This window comes from Spirillospora sp. NPDC052269 (assembly GCF_040679435.1).
Lineage (GTDB): Bacteria > Actinomycetota > Actinomycetes > Streptosporangiales > Streptosporangiaceae > Spirillospora.
This window is the reverse complement of sequence record NZ_JBFAUU010000001.1, coordinates 164,298-182,297: the sequence shown is the minus strand read 5'-3', so window position 1 is coordinate 182,297 and position 18,000 is coordinate 164,298. Positions and strand designations below refer to the sequence as shown.

General features: G+C 70.9%; 19 protein-coding genes. 12 read left to right on the top strand and 7 right to left on the bottom strand.

What is annotated here, in order from left to right:
- Positions 1 to 3: 3 nt before the first annotated feature.
- From AB0L06_RS00885 to AB0L06_RS00875, 3 genes are all read right to left on the bottom strand, one after another.
- Positions 4 to 774, bottom strand: a complete 771-nt coding sequence (locus AB0L06_RS00885; protein WP_500228815.1) for a polysaccharide deacetylase family protein — start codon at positions 772 to 774, stop codon at positions 4 to 6.
- Between the two features lie 218 nt (positions 775 to 992).
- Positions 993 to 1,865 (bottom strand): enoyl-CoA hydratase-related protein, encoded by an 873-nt coding sequence (locus AB0L06_RS00880; protein ID WP_500228814.1) that lies wholly within the window; start codon positions 1,863 to 1,865, stop codon positions 993 to 995.
- Between the two features lie 56 nt (positions 1,866 to 1,921).
- The gene (locus AB0L06_RS00875) at positions 1,922 to 2,293 is read right to left on the bottom strand and encodes a hypothetical protein (protein WP_500228813.1); all 372 of its coding nucleotides are present in this window, start codon (positions 2,291 to 2,293) and stop codon (positions 1,922 to 1,924) included.
- A gap of 95 nt (positions 2,294 to 2,388) precedes the next feature.
- Here AB0L06_RS00875 and AB0L06_RS00870 point away from each other — a divergent pair, with 95 nt between their 5' ends.
- From AB0L06_RS00870 to AB0L06_RS00855, 4 genes are all read left to right on the top strand, one after another.
- Entirely contained in the window at positions 2,389 to 3,165 is a 777-nt protein-coding gene (locus AB0L06_RS00870; RefSeq protein ID WP_500228812.1) for a class I SAM-dependent methyltransferase, read from the top strand.
- Between the two features lie 136 nt (positions 3,166 to 3,301).
- Complete coding sequence (locus AB0L06_RS00865) at positions 3,302 to 3,958, top strand: hypothetical protein (RefSeq protein ID WP_500228811.1); 657 nt, start codon at positions 3,302 to 3,304, stop codon at positions 3,956 to 3,958.
- A gap of 99 nt (positions 3,959 to 4,057) precedes the next feature.
- A complete protein-coding gene (locus AB0L06_RS00860; RefSeq protein WP_500228810.1) occupies positions 4,058 to 4,627 on the top strand; it encodes a hypothetical protein in 570 nt (189 codons plus the stop codon).
- A complete protein-coding gene (locus tag AB0L06_RS00855) occupies positions 4,621 to 5,316 on the top strand; it encodes a hypothetical protein (RefSeq protein ID WP_500228809.1) in 696 nt (231 codons plus the stop codon). Before AB0L06_RS00860 ends, AB0L06_RS00855 begins: the two co-directional genes overlap by 7 nt.
- A 16-nt stretch (positions 5,317 to 5,332) precedes the next feature.
- Here the strand turns inward: AB0L06_RS00855 and AB0L06_RS00850 are convergent, their stop codons facing one another.
- Positions 5,333 to 6,535, bottom strand: a complete 1,203-nt coding sequence (locus tag AB0L06_RS00850) for an FAD-dependent monooxygenase (protein ID WP_500228808.1) — start codon at positions 6,533 to 6,535, stop codon at positions 5,333 to 5,335.
- 124 nt (positions 6,536 to 6,659) lie between these two features.
- Here AB0L06_RS00850 and AB0L06_RS00845 point away from each other — a divergent pair, with 124 nt between their 5' ends.
- The 6 genes from AB0L06_RS00845 to AB0L06_RS00820 all read left to right on the top strand — a co-directional run bounded on the left by AB0L06_RS00845 (position 6,660) and on the right by AB0L06_RS00820 (position 12,689).
- The gene (locus AB0L06_RS00845; RefSeq protein WP_500228807.1) at positions 6,660 to 7,412 is read left to right on the top strand and encodes a TetR/AcrR family transcriptional regulator; all 753 of its coding nucleotides are present in this window, start codon (positions 6,660 to 6,662) and stop codon (positions 7,410 to 7,412) included.
- Positions 7,413 to 7,517: 105 nt separating this feature from the next.
- Entirely contained in the window at positions 7,518 to 8,588 is a 1,071-nt protein-coding gene (locus tag AB0L06_RS00840) for a trypsin-like serine peptidase (protein ID WP_500228806.1), read from the top strand.
- A gap of 183 nt (positions 8,589 to 8,771) precedes the next feature.
- Positions 8,772 to 10,262: an alpha/beta hydrolase gene (locus tag AB0L06_RS00835; RefSeq protein ID WP_500229287.1), complete on the top strand. Its 1,491-nt coding sequence runs from the start codon at positions 8,772 to 8,774 to the stop codon at positions 10,260 to 10,262.
- A gap of 144 nt (positions 10,263 to 10,406) precedes the next feature.
- The gene (gene ybiA / locus AB0L06_RS00830; RefSeq protein WP_500228805.1) at positions 10,407 to 10,952 is read left to right on the top strand and encodes a riboflavin biosynthesis intermediates N-glycosidase; all 546 of its coding nucleotides are present in this window, start codon (positions 10,407 to 10,409) and stop codon (positions 10,950 to 10,952) included.
- A 190-nt stretch (positions 10,953 to 11,142) separates the two neighbouring features.
- On the top strand, positions 11,143 to 12,360 hold the full coding sequence (locus AB0L06_RS00825; protein ID WP_500228804.1) for an alpha/beta hydrolase family protein: 1,218 nt from the start codon (positions 11,143 to 11,145) through the stop codon (positions 12,358 to 12,360).
- The gene (locus tag AB0L06_RS00820; RefSeq protein ID WP_500228803.1) at positions 12,357 to 12,689 is read left to right on the top strand and encodes a YnfA family protein; all 333 of its coding nucleotides are present in this window, start codon (positions 12,357 to 12,359) and stop codon (positions 12,687 to 12,689) included. Before AB0L06_RS00825 ends, AB0L06_RS00820 begins: the two co-directional genes overlap by 4 nt.
- Before the next feature lie 175 nt (positions 12,690 to 12,864).
- Here the strand turns inward: AB0L06_RS00820 and AB0L06_RS00815 are convergent, their stop codons facing one another.
- Together AB0L06_RS00815 and AB0L06_RS00810 are read right to left on the bottom strand one after the other, a co-directional pair.
- Positions 12,865 to 13,434: a hypothetical protein gene (locus AB0L06_RS00815; RefSeq protein WP_500228802.1), complete on the bottom strand. Its 570-nt coding sequence runs from the start codon at positions 13,432 to 13,434 to the stop codon at positions 12,865 to 12,867.
- A 197-nt stretch (positions 13,435 to 13,631) separates the two neighbouring features.
- Complete coding sequence (locus tag AB0L06_RS00810; protein ID WP_500228801.1) at positions 13,632 to 13,919, bottom strand: antibiotic biosynthesis monooxygenase; 288 nt, start codon at positions 13,917 to 13,919, stop codon at positions 13,632 to 13,634.
- A gap of 97 nt (positions 13,920 to 14,016) precedes the next feature.
- On the opposite strand from AB0L06_RS00810, the gene AB0L06_RS00805 reads away from it, so the two are divergent.
- Positions 14,017 to 14,586 (top strand): TetR/AcrR family transcriptional regulator, encoded by a 570-nt coding sequence (locus AB0L06_RS00805; RefSeq protein ID WP_500228800.1) that lies wholly within the window; start codon positions 14,017 to 14,019, stop codon positions 14,584 to 14,586.
- Between the two features lie 58 nt (positions 14,587 to 14,644).
- Here AB0L06_RS00805 and AB0L06_RS00800 read toward each other — a convergent pair whose 3' ends face one another.
- Positions 14,645 to 17,206, bottom strand: a complete 2,562-nt coding sequence (locus AB0L06_RS00800; protein ID WP_500228799.1) for a hypothetical protein — start codon at positions 17,204 to 17,206, stop codon at positions 14,645 to 14,647.
- Positions 17,207 to 17,224: 18 nt separating this feature from the next.
- Here AB0L06_RS00800 and AB0L06_RS00795 point away from each other — a divergent pair, with 18 nt between their 5' ends.
- Positions 17,225 to 17,992, top strand: coding sequence for a class I SAM-dependent methyltransferase (locus tag AB0L06_RS00795; RefSeq protein WP_500228798.1), 768 nt, complete (start codon positions 17,225 to 17,227; stop codon positions 17,990 to 17,992).
- The last annotated feature ends 8 nt before the right edge of the window (positions 17,993 to 18,000 follow it).

Sequence of the window (18,000 nt, the reverse complement as noted above, 5' to 3'; positions counted from 1 at the left end):
GGGCTAGGACCAGGCGGGGAAGGTGTGCCCGGCGGCCAGCCGCCGTCCCGCGGTCAGCTCACCGACCGTGACGAAGGTGAACCCGCGCTTCTTCAGCCCGGCGAGGACGCGCGGGATGGCCTGCACGGTCGTCTTGTGGATGTCGTGGAACAGGACGACGTCGCCCTTCTTCGGCTCCCGCGTCCCGACCCGGATGTTCCGGGCGACGCTGCGGTACCGCCAGTCGAGGCTGTCGACGTCCCAGACGATCTCCGGCATCCCGATGGCCTTGCCGACCCGGGCGTTCGTCGCGCCGTAGGGCGGCCGGAACAGCGTCGGCGTCACCCCGCCGGACGCGTCGTAGATGGCCTTCTGGGTCCGCTGGACCTGCGACCGGACCGCCTTGCTCGACAGCCCGGTCAGCTGCGGATGCGACCAGCTGTGGTTGCCGAGCTGGTGCCCTTCGAGCACCATCCGCCGCACCTCGGCCCGGTGCCCGCCGACGTTCTGGCCGAGCATGAAGAACGTCGCGCGCGCCCCGGCGCCCTTCAGGACGTCCAGCAGGTGCGCGGTGTACGGGCCGGGTCCGTCGTCGAACGTCAGCGCCACGCACTTCAGCTGGGCGCAGTCGATGTTCCGCGGCGGCGGCGCCGCGGGTGCCGGGTTCGGCGCGGGCGCACGCTTCCCGAGCACGGCGTGCTGCCTCAGCTCCCCGGTGTGGACGGACCCGCAGGCGGCGACCGCCCCGGCCATGAACCCGGCCACGGCGACGCTCGCCACCGGTGTGACTCTCATCCCGCGCACCTCCGTCCCTCCGGCCTCGCGTCCCTTCGGCCTCGCCTTCTCAGGCGTGCCCCGGAACGACTCACGCGCCGTCGAGGAACCCGTCCAGAATCGGCAAAAACCCCCAGATCGCCCAGGAGCTTCGCCGAACCGGCGGACGGAAGGACGGTCAGCGCACGGAGGGACCGTCGGCGGACGGAGGGACGGTCAGCGGACGCACGGAGGGACGGTCAGTGGAGGGGCCAGTCGGGGACCTCGGCGGGGAGGTTCTCGCTGACCCGCATGGGGAACGCGGCGGGCCGCTTCTCCAGGAAGGACGTGATGCCCTCGGCCGCGTCCGGGGCGGCGCCGAGCGCGGCCATGAGGCGCGAGTCGTTGACGTGCGCCTCCCACGGGGACGGCGCGGACAGCCCGGACCACATCAGCCGCCGGATCGCCGCGACCGAGACCGCCGAGGTGTTGTCGGCGATCTCGCGCGCGAGCGCGTACGCGGCGGGGAGCAGTTCGTCCGGCGCGTAAAGGCGGGAGACCAGGCCTCCGGCCAGAGCCTCCTGGGCGTCGAACACGCGTCCCGTCGCGGCCCACTCCATGGCCTGCGCGATCCCGACCAGGCGCGGCAGGAACCAGGACGAGGCCGCCTCGGTGACGATCCCGCGCCGCGCGAACACGAACCCGAACTTGGCCTTCTCGCTGGCCAGCCGGATGTCCATGGGCAGCGTCACGGTCACCCCGACCCCGACCGCCGCGCCGTTGAACGCGCCGATCACGGGCTTGAGGCAGCGCGCGATGCGCAGCGCGACCGTGCCGCCGCCGTCGCGCGGGGTGCCGTCCTCGAGGACGTCGTCCTCGCCCGCGAACATGTCGTGCGACTTGTCCTTGTTGAAGGTGTCGCCCCCGCCGCCGAGGTCGGCTCCGGCGCAGAACGCCCGGCCCGCGCCGGTCACGACGACCACGCGCACGTCGTCGTCGGCGTCGATCCGGTCGAACGCGTCGAGCATCTCGGCGCGCATCGTGTGGGTGTAGGCGTTCATCCGGTCGGGGCGGTTCAGGGTGATCGTGGCGATCCCGTCCCGCACCTCGTACTCGATCTCGGTGTACGTCACCCAGGCCGTCCCTTCCTCGAATTGGAAGCCGATTCTAGAACGTGGCTCTGGACAGGTCAGGAGGAGGCCGAGGGGAACAGGCGCCCGACGACGTCCCGCCGCCAGTCGGCCACGCTGAGCGACACGCCGGGCGGCGGGTGCGGGGCGAGGAAGTCACCGTCCGGCACCAGATTGATCGTCACGTCCCCGCCCTCGGCCCCTCCGGCGGGGAGGTCGAAGGTCGTCGGATGGCCCGGTCCGGCGGCGGCGATCCGCCGCGCCAGCTCCCCCAGCACCTGGGACCAGCCGGACCCGAGATACCAGGCGAGCCCGGTCACCCGCAGCTCCGCCAGCCCGCGCGCCGCCAGGCCCGCCGTCCGCAGTTCCAGTCCGCCAGGCCGTTCGGCCCCGACGATCCGGACCTCTCCCCGTGTCCGCTGCTGCTCCACCGGTCCATCCCTTCTCGGTCGCTCAACGTCACGATATGGCGGCGTGGCCGGGGTCGTGCGCTCGGACGGAGTGGCAAGTCCGATAAATTGCGACAGTGAACTGGTCCGTGTCGACGTACGACTCAGCCTTCGGGTACGTCTCCGCACACGGCGCCCCGCTGGTCGACCTGCTCGACCCGCAACCCGGCGAGAAGATCATCGACCTGGGCTGCGGGACCGGCGCGTTCAGCGCGGAGATCGCCGAGCGCGGGGCCGAGGTGCTGGGCATCGACGGCGCGCCGGAGATGGTCGCGCGGGCCTCCACGATGAACCCGGGGCTGTCGTTCACGATCGGCGACGCGCACGACTTCAGCACCAGCGAGCCGTTCGACGCGGTCGCCTCCAACGCGGCCCTGCACTGGATGACCCGCGACCCGGACGCCGTGATCGCCCGCGTCCACGCGGCGCTGCGTCCCGGCGGACGGTTCGTCGGCGAGCTCGGCGGCGCCGGGAACTGCGCCGAGCTGATCGCCGCGATGCAGACCGCGTGGCGCGTGTTCGGCCTCGGCGAGCCCGAGCTGCCCTGGTACTTCCCGACGCCCGCCGAGTACGCGGCGCGCCTGGAGGACGGCGGGTTCACGATCCGGCTGCTGGAGCACGCGGACCGGCCGTCCCGGATGACCGAGTGCCCGGACGGCGCGGCCGACTGGATCCGCATCTACGCCCCGAGCGCCCTGGCGGACGTCCCGCCCGAGCTGGTCGAACAGCTGCTGGCGCGGGTGAACGAGCTGGCCGCCCCGGCGCTGCGCCGCGAGTCCGGCTGGGTCGCCGACTACGTCCGGCTGCGGTTCGCGGCCGTCCGGAAGCCGGACGGCTCGACCACCCTCCCCTAACCCCCCGGCTCCGCCCGCCCGCCCCCTCGCCGTCCGCCCGGCCCCTCGGCATCAGGCCGGTCCTCGGCATCGGGCCGGCCATTCGGCATCGGGCCGGTCCCTCGGTGTCGGGTCGGGATCGCTTAGGCTCCGAAGCATGCTGCGCCTGCACGACCCTCGCACCGGACGGCTCGAAGGTCTGCCCAGGGCGGAGGTCCTGCGCGTCCACCTCCTGGACGGCACCGACCTCCGGGCCCTCGTCGTCGCCGACCTCCTCCGCCGCGTCGCCGAACGCGGCCGGCGAAGCGTCCTCCTCTCGGGCGCGCACGAGGACGCCTCGGACTACGGCGTCGCTCCCCTCTACCCGGAGACCCCGGCCAAGGCCGACCTCTACGTCTCCGCGCGCGCGCACGAGGCGAACGAGCTGACGCTTGTGGTGCCGCCCGCATCCGGGGTGTCCGGGTCGTCCGATGTCGATCCGCTGGCTCTGCGCCTGGCGTTCCTGGCGGTGCCCTACCGCGAGCCCCTGGTCCTGGAAGCCGAGACCGCCGACGCCGCCGCATCCCGTCTGCGGGCCTGGCGCGCGGACGTGGCGCACTGGGCGAACGCGCCGGGCCGTCCGCTGCACCGCCCGTCGATCACCGAGGCCGAGACGGCCCTCGCGGACGACCTGAACACGCCCGCCGCGCTGGACGTCCTCGACCGGGTCGCGTCCAACGAGTCGATCGCACCGGGCGGGAAGCTGGAGACGTTCATCAACCTGGACCTCCTGCTCGGCCTGAACGTCGTCGCGGACATCGGCCGAACCGCCTGATTCCGCTGCGATAGCGGCCCTTCGGGACGTTCCCCAGAGCCCCGGTGCGCCGCCCGATCACGCCGTTAGCCTGCGAGCCCGACACCTGAGGAGGGCTCGATGAGAGGCAGCGCCCGAGGCCCAGCGACCGCCGCCGCGCTCGCGCTGTGCCTGTCCGCCACGGCCTGCACGGACTCGGCGACGACGGTGTCCCCCGGGTCGCTGGACCCGTCCGGCGCGGCCGAGAGCCAGCACGTCACCACCGCCGCCCCGGTCGCCGCGCCGCCCACGGCCGCCGCCGCCCGGACGGACGTCCTCATCCGGTACCGCCGTTTTCACCAGGTCATCGAACGGGCGCTGGCGACCGGCGACGCGTCCCAGATCCCGGACGTCGCAACCGGCGCGGAGGCCACCCGCCTTCAGGACGAGATCGCCGCGGACACCCGTGCCGGGCTCGTCCGCCGGGGGCACGCCGTCCCGCATCCGCACCTGGCAGCCGTCCGGCCGGACGAGGCGCAGATCATCGACTGCATGGTCGCGGCGGGCCCGTACACGTTCCGCCGCGACACCGGGAAGCGCGTGGGCGACGCGCCCGCTCCCCGCCGCTACCTGCTGTACGCCGCCCTCAGCCACGCCGACGGCGCCTGGAAGGTCACGACCCTCGCCACCCCGGAGGACTCCCGATGCTGACCGCGCCCCTCCTGGTCTGGACGCTGGCGACCGGCGGTTGCACCAAGCCGACGGGCTGGACCTGCACGATCGGCGCGTACGCGGCCCACGCGGGCAGCGCTGGTCGGCCCCACGCCCACCCGGACGGCCACGGCCGTCAGGCGCCTGCGACACCACGTCTTCCGATCAAGCCGATGTGCCAGGTGACCGGCGGCGCGGACCACTGCTTCACGCTCCCCGACGAACCCGCCAGGACGCCGACCGCCGATGTGGTGGCGATGGCGTGGGCCTCGTTCTCGCTTCCCACCCCGGTGCCGCACACCAACCCGTCCGGCCGTTCGTGGGTATCACTGCCGACGTACCTGTGGGTGGACCCGTCCGCCTGGAAGCCGCAGAGGGCCCAGGCCAGCGTGGACGGCCAGACCGTCACCATGACCGGCGCCCCGCAGCGCGTCGAGTGGTCGCTGGACGACACGACGATCACCTGCGAGGGTCCGGGCACCCCGTATTTTCGGGGCGGCCCGCCCTCCGGCTGCGCCTACCGGTTCCGCCGCTCCGGCTCCGCGTCGGTGACCGCCACCGTCTTCTATTCGGTGACCTGGTCCTGCACGGGTGCCTGCGACGCCCGGGGCGGGTCCTACGGCACCTTCCCCGCCTCCGGCTCGACCCGCCTGACCGTCCGGGAGATCCAGACCCTGACGGGCGGCTGACCTCGGCCGCTCCGCCTCAGGCGGCCGCCGCGACGGGCTTGCGGGACGGCGTGACCTGGTTGCGGACCCAGGTCGCCGCCGCCACGGTCGGCCAGAGGCGGGACGCCAGGTTGCGCGTGGCGACGCCCTTGCGGGTCGCCGGGACCATGAGCGCGCTCGCCACCGCGACGTTGTTCTGCCTCGGGTCGACCAGGAGGCGGTGCCGGGCCTCATAGCGGGCGAAGGCCGCCTGCGGGTCGTCCGGGGTGGCGGCGAGCTCCTCGGCGAGGGTGTGGGCGCCCGCCATGGCCAGGGTCGAGCCGTCCCCGAAGAGCGAGACGGACGAGGCGGCGTCGCCGAGCAGCGCGACGCGCCCCTTCGCCCAGGAGTCGAGCCGGACCTGGCTGACGGAGTCGAACCACAGGTCGTCGGCCTCGCGCGCCCGCTCCAGCAGTTCGGGGACGCGCCATCCGTCGCCGGCGTACGCATCGGCCAGGATCCGCCGGTGCTGCGCGAGGTCGCGGTGGTCGAAGCCCTCCACCTCCGCGTGGCGGAAGATGAACGCCGCCAGGCCGCGGCCGTGCACGGGGTGGACGGACGCCATCCGCCCCGGCGCGTTGTGGATGACCACGTGATCGGGGTCGTCGGACGGGCCGTCCAGCTGCATCGTCGCGACGTACAGGCCCATGTGGCGGACGAAGTCGGACTCAGGCCCGAAGGCGATCCGGCGGGTCGTCGAGTGCAGGCCGTCCGCGCCGATGACCAGGTCGAACCGGCGGGGCGCGGCGTTGGCGAAGGTGACGTCGACGCCGTCCCCGTCCTGGTGGAGCCCGGTGATGGTGTCGCCCCACAGCGTCTCGGCCGAGTCGCGGCCCGCGTCGTGGAGGATCGCCGCCAGGTCGCTGCGGGTCACCTCGACCTCGCGGCTCGCGGACGCCGTCCGCAGCGCCCGCATGTTCACCCGCCCGACCCGGCGTCCGGACCGGTTGACGAAGCTCATCCCCGTCACCCGCGTCGACGCCTCGCGCAGCCGCGGCATCACGCCCATCGCCTCGGCGACCTCGACCGCCGGTCCGCGCACGTCCACCGGGTTCCCGCTGGACCGCAGGCCCGCCGCGCGCTCGATGACGGTCGGCTCGAACCCCCGCTCGGCCAGCCAGTACGCCAGCGTCGAACCGGCGATCCCGGCTCCGGAGATCAGGACCGTCTTCTTCTCGCCGTTGCCGCTGCCGTTGCTCATCGCGCTCTCCCGCCGCCGTCGTCGCCTCATGGCCGACTCCAGGACCATATGACTGGATTTGAAAATTAGTCAACAGACAGTCGCGAGTTGACCAGAACCGAAACCTGGTCATACGGTGCGGCGCATGAGCGCGAACGGTGAGCGGCTCCGGGACCCGCGGCAGCGGGACGAGCGGGCCACGCGGATCCTCGACGTCGCCGGCGGGCTGCTGCTCCGGCACGGCTACCGGCGGGTGACCATCGACGACGTCGCCGCCGAGGCGGCCATCGGCAAGGGCACCGTCTACCTGCACTGGAAGACGCGGGAGCAGCTGTTCCGCGCGGTCTTCGCCCGCGAGGTCCTGTTCGCGCTGGACGAGCTGCGCCGGGCCCTCGAGGACGACGCGCGCAGCTGCCTCCTGCACCGCTTCGCGTCCACGTACTACCTGGCCATCGCGGGCCGTCCGCTGCTCCGCCGTTTCCTGCTCGGCGACCCGGATCTGCTCGGCAAGCTGACCAGCTCCCCCGACGACGACCGCGACGCCCGCCACGGCGAGGTCGCGCAGGGCTACTTCGCCCTCCTCGCCGAACACGGCATGCTCCGGGACGACCTGACCGCCGCCGAGACCGGACACGCCTACCAGGCGACCTTCGAAGGCTTCCTCCGCGCCGGGGCCACCCCCGCCGCGCCGACCCCGGAGCGTCAGGCGGAGCTGCTCGCCCGGACCGTCCGGCGCGCCTTCGAGAGCGACGCGGACGTCCCCGACGCCACCGCCGCACAGGTCGCCACCGCCACGGCCGCCCTGCTCAGCGACCTCATCACCGCCGACCGGACCGCCTTCGGCATTCCCCGCCCCCAACCGCACCGAGGGTCGGCGGACTATCCACTTTCGCGGTAATTCATCGCATCTATAGCGCTTGGCGTAAGTTGACGCACTGGCCCCAAGTCTTGCGGCTTGGGGCTTTCATCACGGCTGTTACCGATTCCCTCAACGGAAGGCCAGTTGGTGCGTCCCTCCCAGACCCGATTCCTCATCGCGGGCGGTGCTGCCGGCGTGCTCGCCATCGGCGGCGGGGTGGCCTATGCCACCGTCGGCTCCTCCACCCACGCCGCTGGGAAGGTCTCGGCGCAGGCCCCGGCCGGGCCGGACATCATCTCCAAGGACTTCGGCTCGGGGATGTCCGCGCAGGCGAACCTCGACCCGTCGAAGCTGAAGGTGAAGCCGATGCCCGACCCGGCACCGGCCGCTCAGCCGGGTGTCCAGGCGGACGCGGCGGACACACGGTCGCTCAGCCTCGACGGCGCCCTGCCGGAGGAAACACCGGACGCGCTCAACGCCAAGGGAACGGTCACCGCCGCCAGCTCCAAGGCGAAGCTCTGGACGCGGCATGGGAAGGCCCCCGCCCGCACCATCGGACGCCTGATCGCCACCGACGGCGGCCCGGACAGCATGTCCTACTCCTGCACGGCGACCGTCATCACGTCGCACAACAAGTCCACCGTCTGGACCGCCGGTCACTGCGTCCACAAGGGCAAGGGCGGCGTGAACGGCTTCTACAAGTACTACTGGTTCCAGCCCGACCTCAACAGGTCCAAGAGCCTCGGCACCTGGTACCTCTCCAACATCCGGGTCATGGCGCCCTGGGCCAACAACAAGGACCTGCGGTACGACTTCGCCGCCTTCACCGTGCAGAAGCACGGCAAGACCGCGATCCAGTCCGTCACCGGCGCGCAGGGTGTGAGCTTCGGCTACAAGCACCGCAAGTACCCGTTCCGCACGTTCGGCTACCCGGCCGTCAGCCTGCCCTCGGGGAAGACGTTGAACAAGAACGCGGACCTGCTCTACTACTGCTCGGGGACGAGCTTCGCGTCCCGGTACCCGACCGGTGGGCTCGGCATCATGTGCTCCATGGGCGACGGCGCGAGCGGCGGGCCGTGGCTGTACGGGATGAAGAGCAACGGCATCGGACGCGTCGCGGGCGTCAACAGCACGCACATGACCAGGACGCTGCAGATGAACTCGCCGTACCTCGGATCCGCGGCGATCAAGCTCTACAAGGCCATCCAGGGCTGACGTCCTGTGGCGATCCAGGGCTGACGTCCTGGTAGCGAGGCCCCCGTCGTCCGGATGGTCGGCGGGGGTCTGGCATTTCAGGATTCCGGGGGCGGAATTAGACCCAAACGTGATCTCCCCCAGAGATCATCTCCGTGTCCCCGCAGACCCCCCATCCACAGGAGTCCCCTCACCGTGACCCTTATGGGCCGCACGGCGGGATTCGCCGCGGCCGCCGCCCTGGCGGCGGTGCCGCTGCTCTCCACGCCGGCGCAGGCCGCGTCCCCCGCCAAGATCACCTGGAAGCCGTGCGCGGACGATCATTCCGCGCAGTGCGGCACACTCTCCGTCCTCATCGACAGGGCCCACCCCAAGCTCGGCAGGATCAAGCTCGCCGTGGCACGGGCGAAGGCCACCGACCCCAAGCACCGCCTCGGAACCATCTTCGTGAACCCGGGCGGGCCGGGCGCGTCAGGCATCGACTTCGTGCTCGACCGCGCCGGGCTGTCCGCCCAGGTGCGCAAGCAGTACGACATCGTCGGGTTCGACCCGCGCGGCGTCGGCGGCAGCCATCCCGTCAAGTGCGGGAAGCTCGGCAAGGCCCCGGCCCTCTACCCGAAGAACCAGGCCGAGTTCGGCAAGCTCGCGTCCTACCAGCGCGCGCTGTACAAGGCCTGCCGCAAGAACACCGGCCCCATGTACGACCACATGGGCGCCACCGACTACGCGCGGGACATGGACGCCGTCCGCGCGGCGCTCGGCGAGAAGAAGATCACCTACTACGGCGTCTCCTACGGCACCTGGCTCGGGCAGCGGTACGCCGAGCTGTTCCCGGGCCGCGTCAAGGCCCTGGTCGTGGACGGCCCGATGGACCACACCGTCGCGGGCGCGACGCGGTTCACCGTGGACGAGTCGCGCGGCCTCGAGGCGGCGTACGCGCAGTTCGCGCGCTGGTGCCCGACGTCGAAGTACTGCGCCCTCCGCGGCAAGAACCCGTGGAAGGTGCTGGACGGGCTGATGAAGCGGGCCGACAAGGGCACGCTGCACGACATCGACTCGTCCAGGATCCGGCTGACCCGGGCCGGGATCACTCAGATGGTCCGCGCGACGATGTACGACCCGATCTCGTGGAACGAGCTGAGCGAGGAGTTCGCGTACCTGTCCAGGCAGAAGGTCCGCAAGGTCTCCAGCGCCCGGGCCAAGGCGTCCCCGGACGGCCGGTTCGCCGGGATCATGTGCTCCGACTGGACGTTCCCGGTCCGGAACTACAAGGCCCTGTCCGCGCTGTGGAAGGCGAACCGCAAGGCCGCCCCGCACTTCGGGACGAGCCCGCTCGGGTACGAGGCGGTCGTCTCGTGCCTGGGCCGTCCGCGTGGGGCCGACCGGCAGCGGCCGACCCGGATCGCGCCGTCCGTGCCCGTGGTGGTGGTCGGCGGCGTCGGTGACCCGGCGACCGTCTACCCGTGGGCGCGGAACGTGAACCGGCAGGTCAGGACCTCGTCCCTGGTGACCTACCAGGGCGCGGGCCACGGCGTGTACGGACTCAGCAAGTGCGTCCGCACATCGGTGGACCCGTTCCTGCTGTCCGGGAAGCGTCCGGCCTCGGGTGCGAACTGCCCGGCCGTCATGCCGGACTACAGCGCGCAGAGCGAGCGCCGCGCCCCGCGCGACTCGAAGGAGCCCTTGCGCTTCTAGGGCGCTATCGCGTGTTGGCGCTTCGTGTCTTGGCGCTTCGCATGCTGGCGCTTCGTGTGTTGGCGAACCCCCGGTCGGACTCTCCGGCCGGGGGTTCCGCTTATCCGATTGCGCCCGTCGCGCGGCTTCCGCCACGCTCGGGGGATGACCATGGACGAGCTTCTCGAACTGGAGAAACGCGACAAGCTCCCGGAATTCGTGCTGTTCTGGGGCGGCAAGGAGCCGAAGGGCTGCCTGAGCCAGTGGCACCCGTCGCCGTTCACCGTGGACGGCGTGCGGTACCCGACCGCCGAGCACTTCATGATGTGCGAGAAGGCGCGGCTCTTCGGGGACGAGGCGACCGCCCGCGAGATCCTCACGTCCCCGTCCCCGGGCCGCGCCAAGGCGTTCGGCCGGAAGGTCCGCGGCTTCGACGAGGCCACCTGGGTCGAACACCGCTACGACATCGTCCGGCGCGGCAGCGTCGCCAAGTTCGCGTCGAACCCGGCCCTGCTCGACTACCTGATGGCGACGGACGGGAAGGTGCTGGTCGAGGCCAGCCCGCAGGACCGCATCTGGGGCATCGGCTACGACGAGCACGCGCCGCAGGCGGAGCGTCCGTCCCGGTGGCGCGGCCTGAACCTGCTGGGCTTCGCCCTCATGGACGCCCGCGACGAACTCCGCGGCGCCCAACCCACCTCTCACGCCTGATCCCTGTGAGCGGCCGAGCCAGGCACAGCCCGACCGAGCACCACCAGGCCGGACCCCACCAGGCCAGGGCCGGTCGGGCCGGACCGGGGCCGGGGCCGGTCGGGGCAGGAGCCGGTCGGGGTTGGGTCGACGGGTGGTGGATGGCTGAGTCGGGACGCACTAGTCGGTGACCTCCGTTAACGTCGGGGTCGTGTCCCTCCGAAGCGTCCTGACCGCTGCGAAGCCCGCCAAATCGTCCCGCCCCCGCCTCAGCCCGGGACGGTTCTTCGTGTCCGGGGTGGCCGCCGTCCTGCTCCTGGCGTTCGCGGCGTCGATCTCGATCGGCTGGTACTTCTCGGGCGTGGCCACGCAGGTCGAGCACGGACGCCAGTACGACCTGCTGGTCCGCTCCGTCGGCGACGGGACGGTCACGCTCCCCAGGACGGACGAGACCGAGCGGCCCGGCGTCTTCGCCCTGGAGTGGCGCGGGGAAGGCCTGGCCGCCGGCGGCCGGGCGATCATCGGCGACGTGGTCAAGAACGGCGAGAAGATCGCCGGGGTCGACACCGGGACGGTCGTCCGGAAGGTGCTCTCGGTGCCGTCCGGAAAGCTGGTGCCGCGGCTGCAGGTCGCGCTCGACCACTGGGTGTACGGCGGCGACCCGAAGAAGGCGCTCGGCCTGGACTTCGAGAACGTCACCTATCCCTCGCAGGTCGGCGCGATGCCCGCGTGGCTGCTGCCCGGCCGGACGAAGAACTCCACGTGGGTGATCGCCGTCCACGGCCGCAACGCCGACCGCGCCGAGACGTTCCGCGTGATGAAGGCCGTCCACGGCACCGGGATGCCGATGCTGTCGATCGCCTACCGGAACGACCAGAAAGCGCCGTCCTCGCCGAACGGCCGGAACCTGCTCGGCTCGAAGGAGTGGAACGACGTCGCGTCCGCGATCGCCTACGCCCGTTCGCAGGGCGCGACGGGCGTCGTCCTGTACGGGTGGTCGATGGGCGGGTCGATGGTGATGTCCGCGCTGCGGCACGCGCCGGACCCGTCGTTCGTCCACGGTGTCGTGCTGGACTCGCCCGTCCTGGACTGGCGGGCCACGCTCCGCAAGCAGGGCGCGGCGCGCGGCCTCCCGGGCATCGAGACCGACGTCGCGATGCGGATGGTGGGCTGGCGCTACGGCGTCGACCTCGACGCCCTGGACATGCGTCCGTTCGCGCGGCACCTCAAGGCCCCGACACTGCTCTTCACGGCAGGGAAGGACGGCATGGTCGACAACGGCCCGTCCCTGGAGTTCGCGCGGAAGGCCCCGGCCGGGCTGGTCACGCACGTCTCGGAGGCGGACGCCGACCACACCGAGGACTGGAACGTCGACTCGGCCGCGTACGAGCGGGCGCTGACGGGCTTCCTTGGGAAGCTGGCGTCATGACCGTCCTGCGCTCCGTGGCGCTGTTCGTGCTGGCCGCGGTCGCCGAGATCGGCGGCGCGTGGCTGGTCTGGCAGGGCGTCCGCGAACACCGCGGCGTCGCGTGGATGGGCGCGGGCGTGATCGCGCTCGGCCTCTACGGCTTCGTCGCCACCCTCCAGCCGGACGCCGAGTTCGGCCGCATCCTCGCCGCGTACGGCGGCGTCTTCGTCGCGGGCTCGCTGGCGTGGGGCATGCTCGTGGACGGCTTCCGTCCCGACCGCTTCGACGTCCTCGGCGCGCTGATCTGCCTGGTCGGCGTCGCCGTCATCATGTACGCCCCCCGCTCCTGACGCCACGCGAGCCACTCCCCCGAACGAGGTCGAGCACCCTACCCAGGTGCGCGGACAGGCCCCCGAACGAGGTCGAGCGCCCTGCCCGGGTGCGCGGGCAGGGCGCTCGACCTTCGGCTTTCCCCGGCCGACCTGTGTCAGCCGGCTAGGGCCGAACCGGCCGGACGGCGGTGGATCAGCCGCCCGCCCAGATGCGGTAGCGGCCCTGGAAGGTGCCCATGACGTCGGAGTACGGACGGTAGTAGCGGTGGTTGCCCGTGTAGTAGAAGGTGTACCCGCTCTTGGCCAGCACCGTCGCCCACGTGCTGTCGTGCGTCAGCGAGTGCTGCCGCCAGCCCTTCAGGCGCCAGGTCCGCTTGTTGTAGGTGTAGGCGGACCGGTTGGCCCGCGCCGAGTTGACGTGCAGCCCGTCATAGCACCAGGTCAGGCGGGTCTTCACGTAGATGATCCAGCGGCCGTGCTTGGACGTCTTGCGCCCTTGCGTCCGCTCGATCCAGCGGCAGGACGTGGCGTGCACCGTCCCGCCCGCCGCCTTGGTCATCTGGGGCAGGACGAGCTGCTGCCCCGAGCCGCGCGCCATCTTCTGGGCGGCCGCCCCGGTCACCGAGCCCTGCTGGACGGTCGTGGCCTCGACGCCGAACCCGTCCGCCCGGGTCGTCGCGCCGGCCGGGACGGCCGTCCCGGCGACTCCGGCCACGAGGGCCCCGGACGTGATCGCCACTGCGGCGAACCTTCGCATCTGCATCTCTCCTCGCGTGGGGGGATGTGCGAGCCATGCAGACGATAACGTTCTTCTGGCCTTCCGTGATCGTGTCGATCCCCACACAAAGAGTGGCGAACCAGTCCGTCCCGGGCCGCGTCTAACTGCCTGCACGAGGGAACGCCCACCGTGCGGACAAATCAGACCGAACCACGACAATTACGGACGCAGTTCGTGGTCCGTCACCGCGGCAGCAGGGTACGCATCTCTCGCGGCCTAACCTCCCGCTCGTCGAAGCGGACGGTCTCGCCCAGCTCAACGGCCACGACACCGAAGGCCGCCTGGAGCGCCTCCGCGGACTCGAACTCGCCGGTGGTCACCGCGGCGTCCCCCTCGGGGGTCGTCCAGACCTCGGCACGCATGAACCCCGGCTGGACGGCGAGCACTCCGCGGACCTGCTTGGCGCGGCCGACGAACTCCTCGACGTATTCGGCCTTCGGGTAGTGGAAGGCGACGAACCCCAGCGACATGACGGCCCCCTCTTGAGATATACGATGACGTATAACTGGAGACTAGACCCGTTATACGGAGGCGTACAACGGGTGGGACGGTGAGGTGGACCACACCATGGGAACGCTGCGCACACCGCGCGAGAAGTGGGTCGAGGCGGGCCTGCGGGCGCTGGCCGAGGGCGGTGTGGACGCCGTCCGCGTCGAGGCCCTGGCCAAGTCCCTCGGCGTGACCAAGGGCGGGTTCTACGGCTACTTCGCCGACCGCGACGCGCTGCTGACCGAGATGCTGGACACCTGGGAGCGCGAGGCCACCGACGGCGCCGTCGAGCAGAGCGAGCGCGAGGGCGGAGACATCCTGGAGCGGGCCCGGCTCGCCGGCGAGTTCACCTTCTCCGACCGCCTGCTTCCCATCGAGCTGGCCATCCGCGACTGGGCCCGCCGCGACCAGACCGTCGCCGAGCGCCTGCGCCGCGTGGACAACGCGCGCATGGGCCTGCTGCGCGAGACGATGAGTTCCTTCTGCGACGACCCCGTCGAGATCGAGGCCCGCAGCGTGCTGGCCTTCTGCGCGGCCATCGGCAGCCACTTCCTCGCCGCCGACCACCCCGACCGCACCCGCGCCCAGGTCCGGGCCCGCATCTCCGAAATCCTCCTCAGCCCGTCTCCTGATTCCCCCGCCCAGTGACCATGGATCGTCAACGGTGGCGCCGGGGCCTGGCGCCGCCGTTGACGCACGTCAGGCGTTAGTCGAGGTCGTCCCACGTCCAGGGCTCCGCCGGACGGCCGTCCGGCTCCCGCCCGTGTCTGTAGCGGTGTTCCTGCCCCGTCTCTTCGAGGTACTCGGGGAAAAGGCCGAGCGCGGGAAGCTTCTCCACCGCCTTCGCCGCCCGGTCCTCCTCCCCGATCACGCGGAGGGCTTTCAGGATGCCGTCGGGGTCATGGACGAGGCCCTCAGCGTCGAATCGCGCCAGAAACGCCTCCACGTGTCGCGTCGCGCCGAGCTTGTGGAGGACCTCCAACAACGGTCCCGTCAACGTCGGCGCATGCCGGACGATGTCCCTTCCCAAGAGCGCTTCGAGCTGCTGTTCCACAAGGTGCCCGAGTTCGGCGTGCGAACGCAGGTCCACCAGAGCGAGCAGCAGATTCTCGACGGACGATTCGAGCACCACGTTCCGGGCCGGATCCCGGCGAAGCAGGGTCGCCGCCTCGTCGGCCTTTCCCAGCCGGACGAGTGCCTTCAGGACGTCGGCGATATCGTCCCCGATGACGAGCGGGATGTCCGCGATGCCAGCCCGGAGCAGCAGGCGATGGACGTGCTCGAGGCCCTCGGAGGTGGACCCGATGTACTGGGTCTCCAGCAGTCCCGCGATGTCGCTCAGAGACGAGTCCGGGAACCAGTCCCGGTCGTCCAGGAAGCGGATGACCTCGGGGACCAGTTCGTCGAACCGCCCCTCCAGGCTCTGAATCAGTCGAGTCGCGTCCCACAGACCGGTGACCGTTTCACCGATCGCTCGCCGGAGCAGGGCTGCCAGCTCGTCCTCGGACGTCAGCAATTTGGCCTCGACAAGCGTGTCAACGATCATCGACGCAGGAACGTCCACGAAGGAGATCTTGTCCAGAATCCGTTGGAGAAGCACGTCCGCCTGTTCCCGGGCTCCCACACGCCTCAGTGCGGCGACGAGCATCGTGATCTCATACGGGTCTACGTCTTCGACCGCCATGTCCTGAAGATGACGAGACAGCAGGACTCCCAGGTGGGCATCGTCTGCGAGCTCGTACAACATGCGTACCAACACTTCCAAGGCCCCCGGATTGGCCAAGTCCAGATGTCGCGCGGGCTCACGTTCCAAGAAAAGTGTGCTGGGAGCCGGCACAGGTGGGTTCTGCCACTTCCCCTCGTTCAGGGGGAGGAACGTCAGCGCCCACAGAACCGCGAAGGGATCGCCGAGCGGCAACTCCGTTGCCAGCTGTCGTGCGCCTTCTTCCGATACTCGGACGTCCAGGGCCTTGAGGAAGGCGAAGGTCCCGATCGGTTCACCTGTGAGAACGGCGTCCTTGAACAGCTGAACGCCATGCCGCATCAATCCACGCAGACAGGCCTCGTCGGACAGGGGCGCCCTCTGCTCTGCCGGAAGGTGCCGGCAGGCGTCCCAGAAGGACGGGGGCGGGACGTCCAAAGCTCGGCGCTTCTCGCCAGCCTGCCGAAGGTAGTCAGCGAGCTTGTACGTGAGCGGCTCGTCGGCTGAGCGGCCTCGCGCCGGACGTGTTTTCACGCGCGTGAGGATTCCCGGGATGCCGTGGCAGGGCTCGCCCACATAGGCGAGGGTCTGCTCCAGCCAGTCGTCCGGGGCCAGTTCCCATTCGGCGTCGCTGAGGTATCCGGGCGCGGCCTCGGCCAGGAAGGCGAGCGGCAGGTGAGGGCCTGCCCCGAGGCGCAGCGCGTCCATCGCGGCGTGGATGACGGCGCGCGTGGGTGGTGCCGCGTGTTCGTACCGTTCGAGGAGCACCGGGACGCCCGCGAGGTACTGGGAGACTCGTCCCTCTTCGGCATCCGTGGACGCTGCCTCCAGACGCGGGTCGTACCGGTTGAGGAGGAGCCTCTCCAGGCCGTCCATCTCGTCGCCCGTGAAGGCAGGGGGAACGGGAAAGCCGTTGCCCTCCAGCAAGTGACGCGCCTGGTCGTGGAGGTCCTTGCCGGACGCTGGGCGGGTCATGAGCGCGGCCCATTCGTTCGGCCAGAGCGTTCCGAGGACCAGCAGAGGCGCGCGGTCCGGGTCGGCGAGCAGCGATCGCAGACCGGCGGCGACGCGTTCGCCGTGGGCAGGGTCGGAGAGGTAGTGCTGCGCCTCGTTCAGCCAGATGACGGTGTGCGGGACGACCTGCTCGAGCCCGTCCAGCAACGCCTCGGGACGGGACGGATCGATCGGATGCCACAGCCGCCAGGGCTCGGGGCGTTCGCGCAGCACGTTCAGCGCTTCCCAGCAAGACCGCGTCTTACCTGTGGACGACTCGCCCACCAGGATGGCGATGCGGCTGGCTCCCTCCGAAGCCGCGGTGACTTCCGTGAGGAGCCGTTTGTCGTGCTCGCGCGGAACGTAGGGCGGCAGAACGGGAAGCCCGCCTGACTCGGACTTCGCCTCGATCGCGTGATGCACTTCGAGGCGGAGCGCGTTCTCAAGGTCGGCGAGTTCCGTGAGCGGGCGTCCCGGAACCGCCTTCCCGGGCCCGCTTCGCATGCCGATGTCGCCGTTCATGACGCCGATCTGGAAAACGTTGCCGCTGGTTCCGTCGTACCGGTTCGTCACTCGCCCATCATGGCTCGCATGGACCGTGAGCGCCTCCGCGAAACCTTCACCGAGGACGCCGAGCTCTATGACAGGGCGCGTCCGGCATATCCGGCCGTGCTGTTCGATGAACTTCCGCTGCGTCCGGGTTGCCGCGTCCTGGAGATCGGATGTGGGACGGGCCAGGCGACGCGGGCCCTCGCCGAACGCGGCTGCTCGGTCGTCGCCGTCGAACTCGGCGCCGACCTCGCCGCCGTCGCCCGCCGCAACCTGAGCACGTTTCCGCAGGTGGACGTGGTCAACGCGGCGTTCGAGGAGTGGCCCCTCCCGGACGACCCGTTCGACCTCGTCCTGGCCGCGACGTCCTTCCACTGGCTCGACCCGTCCGTCCGCGCCGCGAAGGCCGCAGCCGCGCTTCACCCCCGCGGCTCCCTGGCCGTGATCACCACGCACCACGTCGAGGGCGGCACGTCGGCCTTCTTCGCCGAAGTCCAGGAGTGCTACGAACGCTTCGACCCGAACACCACTCCCGGACTGCGCCTGACCTCCGCCGACGACATACCGCAGACCGACCATGGCCTCGATGAGTACTTCTCAACTCCTGCCGTCCATCGGCACACCGCCGACATCACGTACGGGGCGTCCGAATACCTGGATGTGCTGGTGACCTACTCCGGCCACCGCACGCTCGAGCCGTCCGCCCGCCGCGGCCTCCTCGCCTGCATCGAGCGACTCATCGAAGATCGGCACTCTGGGCGCGTCACCAAGCGTTATCTCTACGAGCTTCAGGTGGCCCGCAAACGTTAGGACGCGCG

Bases quoted from the DNA above. Each gene is read 5' to 3' on its own strand.
- AB0L06_RS00885 (WP_500228815.1), bottom strand. From the start codon at position 774: ATGAGAGTCACACCGGTGGCGAGCGTCGCCGTGGCCGGGTTCATGGCC.
- AB0L06_RS00815 (WP_500228802.1), bottom strand. From the start codon at position 13,434: ATGCAGATGCGAAGGTTCGCCGCAGTGGCGATCACGTCCGGGGCCCTC.
- AB0L06_RS00865 (WP_500228811.1), top strand. From the start codon at position 3,302: ATGCTGCGCCTGCACGACCCTCGCACCGGACGGCTCGAAGGTCTGCCC.
- AB0L06_RS00855 (WP_500228809.1), top strand. From the start codon at position 4,621: ATGCTGACCGCGCCCCTCCTGGTCTGGACGCTGGCGACCGGCGGTTGC.
- AB0L06_RS00850 (WP_500228808.1), bottom strand. From the start codon at position 6,535: ATGAGCAACGGCAGCGGCAACGGCGAGAAGAAGACGGTCCTGATCTCC.
- AB0L06_RS00820 (WP_500228803.1), top strand. From the start codon at position 12,357: ATGACCGTCCTGCGCTCCGTGGCGCTGTTCGTGCTGGCCGCGGTCGCC.
- AB0L06_RS00810 (WP_500228801.1), bottom strand. From the start codon at position 13,919: ATGTCGCTGGGGTTCGTCGCCTTCCACTACCCGAAGGCCGAATACGTC.
- AB0L06_RS00795 (WP_500228798.1), top strand. From the start codon at position 17,225: ATGGACCGTGAGCGCCTCCGCGAAACCTTCACCGAGGACGCCGAGCTC.
- ybiA (WP_500228805.1), top strand. From the start codon at position 10,407: ATGACCATGGACGAGCTTCTCGAACTGGAGAAACGCGACAAGCTCCCG.
- AB0L06_RS00835 (WP_500229287.1), top strand. From the start codon at position 8,772: ATGGGCCGCACGGCGGGATTCGCCGCGGCCGCCGCCCTGGCGGCGGTG.
- AB0L06_RS00860 (WP_500228810.1), top strand. From the start codon at position 4,058: ATGAGAGGCAGCGCCCGAGGCCCAGCGACCGCCGCCGCGCTCGCGCTG.
- AB0L06_RS00845 (WP_500228807.1), top strand. From the start codon at position 6,660: ATGAGCGCGAACGGTGAGCGGCTCCGGGACCCGCGGCAGCGGGACGAG.
- AB0L06_RS00805 (WP_500228800.1), top strand. From the start codon at position 14,017: ATGGGAACGCTGCGCACACCGCGCGAGAAGTGGGTCGAGGCGGGCCTG.